The following is a 14,347-nucleotide window of genomic DNA, read 5'->3' on the forward strand; positions in this document are numbered from 1 at the left end:
GTCAGCGTTCCAGATCGAGCGTCAGAAGGTGGTAGGAGACGGGCAGGCCGGCGTCGGTGCGCAGCGTCTCGAAGCGCCGGGCGGCGCGGGCCACGTCGGCGCGCGCGAGCCGCGCCCCGCCGCGGGCCACCTGGGCGCCCACCCCCTTGATGGAGGCCATCACCGCGGCGAGGTCGGGATAATGGAAGCGCTCGAGACGCGCCGTGATCTCGACCCGGCGGAAGCCGGCTGCGTGGGCGGCACGGCGGTGGCGGGCCGCGTCGCGAAATTCGAGCAGCGCGGCCGGGCGTTCCCAGGCCCGGCCGACCTCGTCCAGCGTGCCCGGCGCCAGGGTGTTGATCAGCACGCGGCCGCCCGGTCTCGACACACGGCGGATCTCGGCGAGCACCGCGTCCAGGTCCGGGCACCACTGGATGGCCAGGTTGGAGACCACGAGATCGAGGCTTGCATTGGGTAGCGGCAGATCGGCGGCGTCGCCGCATATCCAGCGGATCGCGCCGGGATGCCGTCGATGCGCTTCGGCGAGCATGCCCGGCGCCAGGTCCAGGCCGCTGACCGTGCAGGCGGCACCGTAATGCGTTGCCAGCGCAGCGGTCAGGTCGCCGGGGCCGCAGCCCAGATCCAGCACATCGCCAGCGTGATCGGGCAATCGCTCGAGCAGTCGCTTGCCCATGGCGTGCTGGGCGGTGGCGCGACGGGCGTAATGCGGCGCGGCACGCGAAAAGGCACGCGCGACCCGGGCGCGCCAGTCGTGTGCCCGGGCATCGGTACCTGCATCGAGGCCGTGGCATGGCAGCGCGGTCATGGCATCGTCTCCAGGGAGGCCTCGGCGAGTGACCGTGTCGGCGCCACGGCGATGGCGGCCAGTGCACGGGTGAGTCGCATCGGTTGGCTGATCGGCGGGCAGTGGCCGGCCCCGGGCAGGCGGTAGTCGGCCCGTTCGCGAACCGTCGGGGCCAGCAGCGGGTCGTCCTCGCCGGCCAGCCGATGCACCGGACAGGGCGGCGTGGCCAGGCGCCGGGTATTGTCGATCTCCGCGAGATGCGCGAGCCCCGCGGCCAGGGTGGCGGCATCGGCGTTGATCTCGTCGCCGAGCAGGGTGCGCAGCCTTCGATGGGCGGCCCGGGGCGACGGCTCGCCGCCGAGCTGCCAGCGCATGAAGTGGGCGTGGGTCGCCACCGGATCGCGCCGGAAGGCCTGGCGAAAGCGGGCCAGGGCGGTTGGGCTGACGCCCTCGGGATGCGGGAAGCGTTCTCCCATGCCGAGCAGCACCAGGGCGCGGGGCGTGGGCAGCCGGTCGAGCAGGGCCGCCGCCAGCAGGCCGCCCAGCGACCAGCCGACCCAGATGGCGTCAGGCGGGAGATCGTCGACCATGGCATCGGCCAGCGCCTCCAGCGAGGCGGGGTCGGCGAGCGCGGTGCGTGCGCCGTAGCCGGGCCAGTCCGGCGTCATGACCTCGAGCCCGGCCGGCCAGTGATCGTCCAGCGCCTGCCACAGGCGGGCATCGCAGCCCCAGCCGGAGAGCAGCACCAGCGTGTTCGTCGCCGAATCGCTCATGCGGCCTCCTCCCGCTGGCAGGTCGCGAGCCCCTCGAGCAGAGCGTCCAGGGCGTCGTCGTCGTGGGTGGCGGAGAGGGTGATGCGCAGCCGCGCCTCGCCCTTGGGGACCGTGGGCGCGCGGATGGCGCCGACACGCAATCCCGCCCGGGCCAAGCGCTCGGCCCAGCGCATGACGCGGGCGTTGTCACCCAGCACGATGGGTTGAATGGGCGTCCGAGAGTCGGTCAGCGGCAAGCCGAGCGTCCCAGCCTCGCGTCGAAAGTCGGCGCTGCGTTCATGCAGTCGAGCGCGGCGCTCGGGTTCGCGCTCGAGCACATCCAGGGCGGTCAGGGTGGCCGCCGCCACGCCGGGTGGCTGGGCGGTGGTGTAGACGTAGGGACGGGCAAACTGGATCAGGTGGTCGATCAGCGCCTCGTCGCCGGCCACGAAGGCCCCGGCACTGCCCAGTGCCTTGCCGAGCGTGCCGACCAGCACCGGCACCTCACGACGATCATGGGCGCGACCCACGCAACCGTCGCCGACCTCGCCGAGCACACCGAGACCATGGGCGTCGTCGATCATCAGCCAGGCCCCGTGGCGACGGGCGGTCGCGGCGAGCGCTCCCACCTCGGCCACGTCGCCGTCCATGCTGAACACGCCGTCGCTGACCACCAGCGTCGGCGCATCGTCCGGGGCGCGGGCGAGCAGCCGCTCCAGATCCTCGAGGTCGCGATGATGGAAACGCCGCGAGGTCGCGCCGGCGAGCCTTGCGCCATCGATCAGCGAAGCGTGGTTCAGACGATCCTGGAACACGCGCGTATGGTGGTCGCACAGCGCCTGCAGGACGCCGAGATTGGCCATGTAGCCGGTGGAGAAAAGCAGGGCACGGGGACGTCCGGTCAGTTGGGCCAGGCGTCGCTCGAGACGTTCATGGATCTCGAGGTGGCCGGACACCAGGTGCGATGCCTTGGCGCCGGCTCCCAGGCGTCTCGCGGCCTCGGCCTGAGCCTCGGCCAGACGCGGATCGTCGGCCAGGCCCAGATAATCGTTGCCGGCGAAGTCGATGAAGGGCGCGACATCGCTCAGCGTGGGACGCTGCCGCCAGCCGCCGTCGGCATGGCGCTGTTCCGCGGCCTTCGCCAGCCGCGCCGACCAGGGATCCGTACGCGAGCCCATGACTCAGCCCCGGGTGGCGTCGTAGAAAAGGGCGTCGTCACGCTGGCGCTGAATGGCATGGGCCAGCGCGATCTCGGCCTGTTCGTCGTCACGGTGGGCGTCGTCCGCATGCGGGTCGCTGGGTTCGGGATGCAGGCCGAGCTTGTCGAACAGTGCCCGGTCGCGCTCCACCTGGGGGTTGCCGGTGGTCAGCAGGGTGTCGCCGTAGAAGATCGAGTTGGCGCCGGCCAGGAAGGCCAGGGCCTGGGTCGACTCGTCCATCTGCTCGCGCCCGGCGGACAGGCGCACGTGGCTCTTGGGCATCAGAATGCGGGCCACGGCGATGGCGCGAATGAACGTCAGCGGGTCCATGTCCTCGACGTTTTCCATCGGGGTGCCCGGCACCTTGACCAGCATGTTGATCGGCACCGACTCGGGATGCGGATCCAGGCGTACCAGCTGCTGGAGCAGGGCGGCGCGATCGCGAGGTGCCTCGCCCATGCCCAGGATGCCGCCGGAGCAGACCTTCATGCCCGCTTCGCGCACGTTGGCGAGCGTCTCCAGGCGGTCGGCATAGGTGCGGGTGGTGATGATCTCGCCGTAGTAGTCCGGCGAGGTATCCAGGTTGTGGTTGTAGTAGTCGAGCCCGGCCTCGGCGAGGCGCCTGGCCTGATCGACGTCGACCATGCCGAGCGTCATGCAGGTCTCCAGCCCCAGCGCCTTGACCCGGCCGACCATCTCCGTCACCACCCGCAGATCCTTCTCCCGCGGGCTGCGCCAGGCGGCGCCCATGCAGAAGCGGCTGGCACCGGCCGCCTTGGCGGCACGGGCCTGCTCCACCACCTTCTCGATCTCGAGCAGCTTCTCCTTGCCGAGACCGGTGTTGTAGTGCCCGGATTGCGGGCAGTACTTGCAGTCCTCGGGGCAGGCGCCGGTCTTGATCGACAGCAGGGTCGAGACCTGCACGGCGTTGGGATCGAAGTGCGCGCGGTGGACCTGCTGGGCACGGAACAGCAAGTCGTTGAAGGGCAGCGCGAACAGCGCTTCGATCTCCTCCAGGGACCAGTCGTGGCGCATCGTCGGCTGGAAGGTCGGCGACGCATCGGTCCAGGCAGGGTCGCGGGACTGGGCGGTCATGAGATTCTCGCTTATGGTCAACTTATGGTTTTTAAAAGGTTGACCAAGAGGGTACGAGGCTGCGCCGATATGTCAACCTGTATCACTCCTTAAGGTTGACAAAGCGGCGGGCGACAGCGCTCGGCGTACCGGCCGCCAGGCGCGTCGGTTGTCTTCCGTCCTCCCCGGGCTCGGGGCTGCCCTCGCGATGGTGTAAGATGCCGCTGGACGCCACCTCGACCGCCGGGAGCCAGCATGTTCAGCGTCATACACGCCAACCACCTCGAGGACCTGGGGACGCTCGCGCTCGATGTCATTCGGCGCCATCGTCAACCGCCGCTGGTGCCGGAAACCTTCCTCGTGCAATCCAACGGCATGGCGCAGTGGCTGCGCTTGACCCTGGCCGAGGCCGACGGCATCGCCGCCTCGGTGGACTTTCCGCTGCCTTCCAGTTTCGTGTGGCGCGCCTATCGCGCGGTGCTGGGAGACGACATCCCCGAGCAGTCCCCGTTCGACAAGACTCCCCTGGCCTGGCGGTTGATGGCGTTGCTGGAACGTTGCCTCGATCCCGAGACGTCTCCCGACGATCCGACGTGCTACGCGCCGCTGCGCGACTATCTCCAGGGCGAGGCACTGGAGGCGAGTCCCTTGCCGGGCGCCGCGGAGGAGGCACGCGAACGGCGTCGCTGGCACCTGGCGGTGCGTCTCGCCGACCTCTTCGACCAATACCTGATCTACCGCCCCGAATGGATCGAGGCCTGGGAACGAGGCGAACACGCGCCCGCGGACCTGCCCGACGACCAGCGCTGGCAGCCGGCGCTGTGGCGCGCGCTGATCGAGGACGCCCCGGCCGCTGCGCGCGAGCACCACCGCGCACGCCTGCATCGGCGCTTTCTCGACGCCGCCCGGGGGCTGCGCAAGCGGCCCCGCGACGTGCCGCCCCGTGTCTTCGTGTTCGGGATCTCGGCGCTGCCCGCACAGACGCTGGAGGCCTTGCACGCGCTCTCCGGTGTGGTCGATGTGTTCTTGATGATCGCCAACCCCTGCCGTCATTACTGGGGGGACATCGTCTCCGACCGTGATGCCATCAAGCGGGCCGGACGACTGTCGTCGCAGGCCCGGCGTGAGCAGGAGGCGCGCCACCCCGAGGCGCCGTGGCTGGCCGAGCTCGACGAGGAGGCCCTGCATCTGCATGCCAACCCGTTGCTGGCGGGGTGGGGCACGCAGGGGCGCGACTTCATCGTGGGCCTGTACGAGTTCGAAAGCGACCGCGGGTTCGATCTCGAAACCGATGTCTTCCGCGACATGGCGCCCGAGCAGTCGCCGACATTGCTGCAGCAGTTGCAGCAGGACGTGCTCGAGCTGGTGCATCCCGGCGAGCGTGCCCGGCGTGAGGGCGGCCCGCGAAGGATCGCCGAGGATGACGAGTCGCTGTCCCTGGTCAGCGCTCACTCACCGCTGCGCGAGGTGGAGATCCTGCACGACCGTCTGCTGGCGGCCTTCGAGCGCGCCGAGGCGGCGGGCCAGCCGCTGCGTCCCCGCGACATCATCGTCATGGTGCCGGACATCGACCGCTATGCCCCCTGTATCGAGGCGGTCTTCGGCCAGTTGCCGCCATCGCATCCCCGACACATTCCCTTCACCATCGCCGACCAGGTGGCCAGCGAGGCACACCCGCTCATGGCCCTGGCGCTGCTGCTGCTCGAGCTGCCCGAACGCCGCCTGACGGTGAGCGAGGTGCTCGACGCCCTGGAAGTCCCTGCCTTCCGCACCGCCTTCGCCATCGACGAAGCCGAGCTCGAGCGGCTCCGCCAATGGCTGGCGGGCAGTGGCGTGCGCTGGGGGCTCAGCGCAGAACATCGCGACTCGCTGGGGTTCCCGGCGCTGGGCGAGAACAGCTGGCGGTTCGGACTGTCGCGCATGCTGCTGGGCTATGCCGTGGGGGAGCCCTCGGCCGGCGGGGCGCGAGACGATAGTGAAGACTCACTGGGGCATGCCCCCTCGGGGGATTTCCAGGGCATCGTGCCCTATGCCGAAGTCGGCGGCCTGGAGGCCGATCTGGCGGGGCGTGTGGCAACGTTGCTGAGTACCCTGGAGCAGCAGTGCGCAGCGCTGGGCGAGCGCTTGACGCCGATGGCGTGGCTGGGCCGTTTGCAGGCGTTGTTCGCGGCCTGCCTGCAGCCTGGCACGGCGGATGAACACGATGTCATGGCGCGTCTCGACGCGGCCCTGGCGCGTTGGGCCCAGCAATGCCGGCATGCCGATTTCGAGGAGCCGGTGGGGCTCGGTGTGGTGCGCGATGCCTTGCGTGCCGAACTGGACGAGGGCGGCCTGGCGCAACGCTTTCTGGCGGGCAAGGTCAATTTCGCCACCTTGATGCCAATGCGGGCCATTCCGTTCCGCGAGGTGTATCTGCTGGGCATGAACGACGGCGATTATCCGCGTGTGCGCCAACCCCAGGACTTCGACCTGATGGCCACGCGGCCGCGTCCCGGTGACAGGTCGCGGCGCGACGACGACCGCTACCTGATGCTCGAGGCCATGCTGTCGGCGCGCGCCAAGCTGACGCTTTCCTGGGTGGGGCACGATGTGCGCGACAACACGCCGCGTCCGCCCTCGGTGCTGATCGGCGAGTTGCTCGATACCCTCGAGCAGGGGTGGGACGTCCCCGAGGACGGCGCCGGTTCGCGTGACGCGCGGCTGGCACGCCGGCTGATCGAGACGCACCCGTTGCAGCCCTTCTCGCGCCGCTACTTCGAACGCGACGATCCACGTTTCACCTACGAGGCGAGCTGGGAAGCCTTGTACGCGACGCCTGAAGACACCGCCGCGGCGACGGCGGACGGCGCCCCCTCGCCGGATGCCTCGATGGCATCGCTGCCTGACGAGCCCTTGTCGCTGGGCGACCTGCAACGCGTGCTGCGCCGCCCGTGGACGGTCTATCTCGGGCGCCTGGGGGTTCATTACGTCGATCCCCACGTCCCCGACGAGGACAACGAGCCCTTCGCGCTGGACGGCCTCGAGGACCATGGGCTCAAGCGCGAGCTGCTCGACGGCGCGCGCGGGGGCGTGGCACTCGCCAGCGTCGCCGAGCGGCTGCGCCTGGCCGGCCGCCTGCCAACGGCGGGCTTCGGCGAGGCCTTGATCGAGCCGCGTCTGGCCCGTTTGTCGCGCCAGGTGGAAAGCTGGCGTCGCGATGTGGCCGCCTGCACTGCCGCCTCGCCGTTTCTCGCCCGCTTCCAGGGGGGCGCGTCGGCGCTGACGCTGGAGGCACGCCTCGACGACGTGTTCGCCGCGCCGGAGGATGGCGCCGCGCCCTGGTGCCTGATGACGCTGGAGCCCGGGCATTACGGCCACTTGAAGGTCGAAGGCACGGGGCCGCACCGACACGTCGGCAAGGTGCATCGACTCTACGGCGGGTATCTGCGCTGGCTGCTCGCCAATGCCACGCTGGAGGCACCCTGCAGCTGGACGGCGGTCTTCGAGGATCGTTGCCTGAGCTTGCCGGGAATGGCCGCCGCCACGGCGCGACAGCAGCTCGCGACCTGGCTGGACGCCTGGGCGCGTGCCTACCGCATGCCCTGGCCGGCGATCGGCGAGGTGGCACAAGAGATCTGGAAACGCGTGCCGCGCGAGACCTGCGAGGCCCTGCAGGCCGGGGAGCCGCTGGAGAGCGGCCTGCGCGAGGCGCTGATCGCACGTTACGAAACCGATGCCTATGCCGGTCCGGCGGCCCTGAGGGCACGCGACGGCGCCCTGGGACAGCTGTGGCCCGATTTCGCCGCCTTCGAGGCGGCAGGGGGCGTCGCGGCCTCGCTGACGCTCTACGCGCCCTTGCTAGACATGCTGGCGCAGGTGACCCAGCGAGTACATGGAGGACGCGCATGACGACGTTCGATGACGCCCCGGTGGCGCAGCCCCAGCCGCTGGTGCTCGAGCATCTGCCGCTGGCCGGCCATCACCTGATCGAGGCCAGCGCGGGGACCGGCAAGACCTTTACCCTGGCGGCGCTCTACGTGCGTCTGGTGCTCGGTCCGTTGCCGGGGCGTGAGGCGTGTGACTATCCACGTCCGCTGCTGCCGCCGGAAATCCTCGTGGTGACGTTCACCGAAGCCGCCACCGCCGAGCTGCGCGGGCGCATCCGCGCGCGCCTCAAGGAGGCCCGCGACTGGTTGCTGGCCCCGCCCGAGGCCCGCCACGACGATGTGCTCGGCGCCTTGCTCACGCCCCTGGTGGAGGCCGGGCAGACCGCCGTGGCAAGCGCCGCCAAGCGGCTCGATCAAGCCGCGCGACTGATGGACGAAGCCGCCATCTTCACCATTCACGGTTTCTGCCAGCGCATGCTGACCCGTCATGCCTTCGATGCCGGCGCGCGCTTCGGTGCCGAGCTGCTGCAAGATGGCTCGACCTTGCTGACCCGGGTGGTGGAGGATTACTGGCGTTGTCATTTCTATCCGCTCGCCGCGCATTGGCAGCGCGAGATTCGCCGCCGCTGGGAAGGCCCGGAAGCGCTCAGCCAGGCATTGCAGCCACTGCTCAAGGACGCACGGCCGCAACCCCTGTGGTGGGACGGCGAACGTGTCGAGGCCCCCGCATCGCTGACGACATTGCTGGGCGACGCCGAGCGCGCGCTGGCGGCACGCCAGGCGCTGGAGGATTCGCTGCGCCAGGCCTGGGATCGCGAGGCCATCGCCGGTTGCCTGAACGAGGCCTTCTCGCGCGGCGCGCTCAACAGGAACAGCTACAAGCCGGACGAACTCGATACGCGGCTGGCGGCGTTCGAGCAATGGTTGGCGACCTTCGAGGCCGATGACGGCACGACCGACAGCCAGGGCCGTTTCTGGCTGAGTCAGGCCAAGCTCGAGAAGGCCACCAAGAAAGGCCACGACGTGCCCACGCATCCGTTCTTCGCCCGGCTGGACGAACTGGCGGAGACCGCCACGCCCTTCGATGTCCTGGCCCCGCGACTGCTGGCCCACGCGCGCGACACCGTGGCGGCGATGTTCGCCGCCGAGAAGCGTCGCCAGGGGTTGTGGGAATTCGGCGATCTGCTGCAGGACCTGGACGCCGCACTCGACCCCGAAGCCGCGCCGGAGGCGGCCTGGCGGCTGGCGGGACGCATTCGCCAGGCCCTGCCGGTGGCGCTGATCGACGAGTTTCAGGACACCGACCCACTGCAGTACCGCATCTTCTCGCGTATCTATCGTGCCCCTGAGGCCGATGCCGACACCACCACGTTGTTGATGATCGGCGATCCCAAGCAGGCGATCTACGCCTTTCGCGGTGCCGACATCGAGACCTATCTGGCGGCGCGCCGCGAGACCCCCAGCCGTTTCACCCTGACGCGCAACTTCCGCTCCAGCGTGGCCATGGTCGAGGCGGTCAACCGCCTGTTCGCACGACATCCCACGCCGTTCGGCAGCGACGAGATTCCCTTCGTCGAGGTCGCGGCCAAGGGGCAGAAGGCGCGTCTTTGCAACGCCGACGGGCAGGAGGTGGCGGCGTTGGGTGCCTGGTGGCCGGGTGACGAACGCCATGCGAAGGCCGACTATCAGGCGAGCATGGCCAGCGCCGCGCGGGCCGAGGTGCAGCGGGCGCTCGAGGGCGGCTGGCATTTCGTCGACGAGAAGGGCGGGCAACGCGATGTACGCCCGGCGGATATCGCGATCCTGGTACGCAAGGGGAGCGAGGCGCTGGCGGTACGCCGCGCGCTGGCCGAGGGCGGTATTCGCAGCGTGTATCTCAGCGAACGCGCCAGTGTCTTCGATACCGCACTGGCCTTCGAGCTGCTGCAGCTCTTCGAGGCGGTGGCGCAGCCGCGCCAGGACGCGCGCCTCAAGGCCGCCCTGGCGACGCGGTTGCTCAACGACAACCCGGCGGCACTGGAGACCTTGCTCGCCGACGAGCTGGCCTGGGAGCGCGAGGTCGAGCGCTTCGCCGACTATCACCGCCAGTGGCAGCGGCGTGGCGTGCTGCCGATGCTGCGCGCGGTGATGCGCGATTTCCGCGTGGCCGAGCGCATGGGAGCGCGCGACGACGGCGAGCGGGCGCTTACCGACCTGCTGCATCTCGGGGAACTGGCGCAGACGGTGTCGGCGCGTCTCGACGGCGAGCATGCGTTGCTGCGCTGGTGGCATCGCGCGCTCGTCGAGGGCACCCGACAACTCGATGCCGAGGCCGTCAGTCAGCGCCTGGAAAGCGACGAGGACCTGGTCAAGGTGGTCACCATCCACAAGGCCAAGGGACTCGAGTACCCCATCGTGCTGTTGCCGTTCGTGTGCGATTACCGCCCGGCGGAGCCGGAGCGCGGGACCGGACTGCTCGAATGGCGCGACCCCCGGCATGGCCGCGCGCTGGTACATGGCGCCGATGACGAGCAACTGGCCGCCGCCGAACGTGCCCGGCTGGATGAAGACGTGCGGCTTCTCTATGTGGCGTTGACGCGGGCCGCGCACGCCTGTCGCCTGGGCGTGGCGCATCTGGGGCGCGGTCGTGGCACCAGTGGTTGCCTGCACGAGACGGCACTGGGTCGGTTGCTCGGCTGCGAGGCCGACGACCAGGCGCATGACGTGCGCGAACGTCTCGCGGCGGCGCTGAGTGTCGAGGCCTGCCCCGCGCCGCCCGGGCATCGCTTGCGCGTTCGTCACGCCCTGCCCGCCGTGGCGTCGGCGCGACGTTTCAACGGCGGCATCGACGACGACTGGTGGATCGCCTCGTACTCGGCGTTGATCGTCGACGCCCGCCTTGCACCGGCGGGCGAGGAGGCCTCGATGACGTGGGATGCCCCGGCGACCCTGGATGTCGAGGTCAGTCGCGAGCAGGACCCGGTGCCGCGTCCTGCGGTGCGCACCCTGCGCGACTTTCCTCGCGGTCCGCGTCCCGGTACCTTCTTGCACGGCTTGCTGGAGGCGGTGGACCTCGATCGCCTGCGCGAGCCGGCCTATCGCGACGAGTTGCAACGCCTGGTCAGCACGCGCTTGCACCTGGGGGGCTTCGAGCCCGAATGGGCGCCGCTGCTGCTCGACTGGCTGTGCACGGCATTGCCGACGCCTTTCCCGGGGCACGCGGGGACCGAGATTCGTCTCGACGGCCTGGCGGCCTGGCGCCCCGAGCTGGAGTTCTGGCTGCCTGCCCACCAGGCGTGGAGCGCGCCGCTCGACGCCCTGGTCTCGGCCTTCGAGCCCTTGCCCGAGCCGCGTCCCCGGCTGGCGCCCCGCAAGCTCAACGGCATGCTCAAGGGGTTCATCGACCTGGTGTTCGAAGCCGAGGACGGCCGCTGGTACGTCCTCGACTGGAAATCCAATCATCTGGGCGATGCGCCGGCGGATTATCGTCCCGAGGCCTTGGCCGAGGCGATGGTCGAGCATCGTTACGACCTGCAGTACGTGCTGTACGTGCTGGCATTGCACCGTCTGCTGACGGCACGCCTCGACGATTACGATTACGACACCCACATGGGGGGCGCCTGTTACCTGTTCCTGCGCGGCGTGGACGGCACGCCGGGGCAGGGGGTGTTTCAGCGCCGCCCCGAGCGCCGCCTGATCGAAGCGCTGGATGCCTGGCTGGAGGGCGACACGGGCCCCGTCGAGGCGTTGCGTGCGACACTGGAAGAGAGTGCGGCGCCACGTGCGCAGCGGCATGACATCGAGGCAGCCATGACACAGGCATCGTCAGCAACCCGGAGCAGCCCATGAGCCCAGACCAATACACGCTGGCACTGGATGCCTCGCCGGGCATGAGCCGGGAGTCGCTCTTCGAGAGTCTGGCCTGGTGGGAAGCGCTGGGCTGGCTGCGTCCCCTGGATGCGCATTTCGCGCGCTTTCTGGCGGAACACGATGCCCGGGCGCCGGTCGAGGTATTGCTGGCGGCGGCCCTGGCCAGCCACCAACTGGGGCGCGGACATGTCTGCCTGACCCTGCCGCGGGCACTCGCTGCTCCGCGCGACGTGCTGTCGTTGCCGCCTCTGGAAGAGGACGCTCCGCACGAGTCGGTCCCGTTGCCGGACGACTTCCTGCGCGGTCTGGAGAGCGCGACCTGGGCCGCGCGGCTGGCCGAGTCGCCGCTGGTGGCGTCGCCCGGGCCGGGCACCACGCCCTTGGTGCTGGTCGGCGAACGTCTGTACCTGCGGCGCTACTGGCGCGCCGAGCAGGCCGTGGCCACGCACCTCGGCGCGCGTCTGGGGCGCCCGTTGCCGGTGGAGGCCTCGCTGGCCGCACCATTGGCGCGGCTGTTCTCGGCCAATGGCGCCTCGGAGGACGCGCCGGACTGGCAGAAGGTGGCCTGTACGCTGGCGTTGCGCAACCGGTTGACGATCATCTCCGGTGGTCCCGGAACCGGCAAGACGACGACGGTGACGCGCTTGCTGGCATTGCTCCAGACGCAGGCGCTGGCGGCCTCCCGAGGCGAGCGTGCGCTGCGCATTCAACTGGCGGCGCCCACCGGCAAGGCGGCGGCGCGCTTGTCCGAGTCCATCGCCGGCGCCATGAGCGGTCTGGATGTCGAAGCCGACGTGGCGGCGACGCTACCGCGCGAGGCGCTGACGCTGCATCGGCTGCTGGGCGCTCGTCCCGATACGCGACAGTTTCGCCATCACGCGGGGCAACCGCTGAGCCTCGACCTGCTGGTGGTGGACGAGGCCTCGATGGTTGACCTGGAACTGATGGCGGCGCTGCTCGAGGCCCTGCCCGACGAGGCGCGCCTGATCCTGCTCGGCGACAAGGACCAGCTTGCCTCGGTGGAGGCCGGCTCGGTGCTGGGCGATCTCTGCGCCAATGCGCTGGACCAGGGCTATTCGCCGGCCGCCTGCGAAGTGCTGTCGCAACTGGCGGATACCGACATGACGCCCGACCCGGCATGTTCGCCGCTGGCAGACCACGTCGTCATGCTGCGCAAGAGTTTCCGCTTCGACGCGCACAGCGGTATCGGTGCCCTGGCCGCGGCCACCAACGACGGCGATGTCGCGGCCTTCCGCCAGGCCTGGCAAGCGCAGTACACGGACATCCAGTGGCTGGCATCCTCGAACGCCCAGCGCGAGGTCGAGCGTGCCGCCTTGGCGGGGTATCGCGATTTTTATCGCCGCGTGCGCGACGGGGCGTCCCCGGCCGACGTGCTGGCGCGGTTGAACGACTTTCAGGTGCTGTGCGCCCTCAAGCGCGGGCCCTGGGGTGTCGAGGGGCTCAATGCCCGTATCGCCGCCGGCCTGTGGCGTGAAGGCTGGATCGAGGACCCGCAAGGCTGGTATGCCGGGCGCCCGGTGATGGTGACGCGCAACGACCCGCAGCTGGGGCTCTACAATGGCGATATCGGCATCGCCCTGCCGGATGCCGAGGCGGGGCGGCGCCTGCGTGTGTTCTTCGCGACTGCCGGTGGCGTCCGGGCCGTGCTGCCATCGCGGCTCGACGCCTGCGAGACGGTATTCGCGATGACGGTGCACAAGTCGCAAGGCTCCGAGTTCACGCACGTGATGTTCGTGCTGCCCGAACGCGCCAATCCGATCCTGACCCGCGAGCTGGTGTATACCGGCATCACTCGGGCCAGGCAGCGCTTGACGCTGGCCGGGGGCGGCGCGAGCGTCGTCGAGAGTGCTCTGACGCGACGCGTGGTGCGCGACAGCGGGTTCGCCGAGTGGGTGGCGGCCCTGGACTGGCCGAGGGATTGAGGGCCGCGGTTCGACCGTTTCGACCGAGAGGACAAGGACATGGAGGCATCAACGCCTGGAGACAGCGCGCCCGGCGGCACCGACTGGGCGTCACTGAGCAGCCCCGAACTGGCCGCACGGGTGACGCCGGAAAGCGTCGCGCTGTTGCCGCTGGGGGCCGTCGAGCAGCACGGTGCACACCTGCCGCTGTCGACCGATGTGGATATCGCCGACGGCCTGGTGGCGGCGGCTCGCGCCCACGTGGCACGTGACATCGAGTTGCTGGTGCTGCCGACGGTGGCGGTGGGGGCGAGCATGGAGCATGGCGATTTCGCGGGCACCCTGAGCCTGGCGCCGGAGACCGCCATCGCGCATCTGGTGGAGATCGGCGCCAGCGTGGCGCGCGCCGGGATTCGTCGCCTGGTGCTGTTCAACAGTCATGGCGGCAACAAGGCGGTGGTCGACCTCGCGGCGCTCACGTTGCGCGAGCGCCATGGCTTGCTGGTGGTCAAGGCGAATTACTTTCGCTTCGCTCCGCCCGATGACGCGCTGCCTGCCGAGGAGTTGCGCCACGGGTTGCATGGCGGGGCACTGGAAACTGCCATGATGATGCATCTGGCGCCGCACAAGGTGCGCCACGCCCATCTCGGCGAGGCGGTATCGCTGGGCGCGCGGCAGGAACAGACCGGCCACGGGCTGTTGCCCGAGGGCGATGCCGGTTTCGCATGGCTGGCCCAGGACCTGCATCCCGACGGCGTGGTGGGGGATGCGCGACTGGCCACCCCGGCGCTCGGAGAGCGTCTGGTGGCCCATTTCGCCGCGCGTCTGGCCGCCGTCGTCGAGGCGGCGGCATGTTTCGACCTGACCCAGCTCGGCGCGCGGTCCCGCGAGTGAAGGACGC

8 protein-coding genes are annotated in these 14,347 nt (G+C 70.0%); 4 read left to right on the forward strand and 4 right to left on the reverse strand.

Annotation, left to right across the window (positions count from 1 at the left end; translation table 11 throughout):
• Position 1: 1 nt before the first annotated feature.
• From CSAL_RS05925 to bioB, 4 genes are read right to left on the reverse strand one after another with little or no spacing between them, the layout of a single operon-like run.
• Positions 2-805, reverse strand: a complete 804-nt coding sequence (locus CSAL_RS05925; protein ID WP_011506466.1) for a methyltransferase domain-containing protein — start codon at positions 803-805, stop codon at positions 2-4.
• The gene (locus CSAL_RS05930; RefSeq protein WP_011506467.1) at positions 802-1,557 is read right to left on the reverse strand and encodes an alpha/beta fold hydrolase; all 756 of its coding nucleotides are present in this window, start codon (positions 1,555-1,557) and stop codon (positions 802-804) included. Before CSAL_RS05930 ends, CSAL_RS05925 begins: the two co-directional genes overlap by 4 nt.
• The gene (bioF, locus tag CSAL_RS05935) at positions 1,554-2,714 is read right to left on the reverse strand and encodes an 8-amino-7-oxononanoate synthase (protein ID WP_011506468.1); all 1,161 of its coding nucleotides are present in this window, start codon (positions 2,712-2,714) and stop codon (positions 1,554-1,556) included. The genes CSAL_RS05930 and bioF overlap by 4 nt, the downstream gene beginning before the upstream one ends.
• 3 nt (positions 2,715-2,717) lie before the next feature.
• Positions 2,718-3,830: a biotin synthase BioB gene (gene bioB / locus CSAL_RS05940; protein ID WP_011506469.1), complete on the reverse strand. Its 1,113-nt coding sequence runs from the start codon at positions 3,828-3,830 to the stop codon at positions 2,718-2,720.
• Between the two features lie 234 nt (positions 3,831-4,064).
• On the opposite strand from bioB, the gene recC reads away from it, so the two are divergent.
• From recC to CSAL_RS05960, 4 genes are read left to right on the forward strand one after another with little or no spacing between them, the layout of a single operon-like run.
• The gene (recC, locus tag CSAL_RS05945; RefSeq protein WP_011506470.1) at positions 4,065-7,697 is read left to right on the forward strand and encodes an exodeoxyribonuclease V subunit gamma; all 3,633 of its coding nucleotides are present in this window, start codon (positions 4,065-4,067) and stop codon (positions 7,695-7,697) included.
• Positions 7,694-11,503, forward strand: coding sequence for an exodeoxyribonuclease V subunit beta (recB, locus tag CSAL_RS05950; RefSeq protein ID WP_011506471.1), 3,810 nt, complete (start codon positions 7,694-7,696; stop codon positions 11,501-11,503). Before recC ends, recB begins: the two co-directional genes overlap by 4 nt.
• Positions 11,500-13,467: an exodeoxyribonuclease V subunit alpha gene (recD, locus tag CSAL_RS05955; RefSeq protein ID WP_011506472.1), complete on the forward strand. Its 1,968-nt coding sequence runs from the start codon at positions 11,500-11,502 to the stop codon at positions 13,465-13,467. Before recB ends, recD begins: the two co-directional genes overlap by 4 nt.
• A gap of 39 nt (positions 13,468-13,506) precedes the next feature.
• The gene (locus CSAL_RS05960) at positions 13,507-14,340 is read left to right on the forward strand and encodes a creatininase family protein (RefSeq protein WP_011506473.1); all 834 of its coding nucleotides are present in this window, start codon (positions 13,507-13,509) and stop codon (positions 14,338-14,340) included.
• Positions 14,341-14,347 lie beyond the last annotated feature (7 nt).

Origin of the sequence: Chromohalobacter israelensis DSM 3043 (genome assembly GCF_000055785.1) — a bacterium.
Taxonomy (GTDB): domain Bacteria; phylum Pseudomonadota; class Gammaproteobacteria; order Pseudomonadales; family Halomonadaceae; genus Chromohalobacter; species Chromohalobacter israelensis.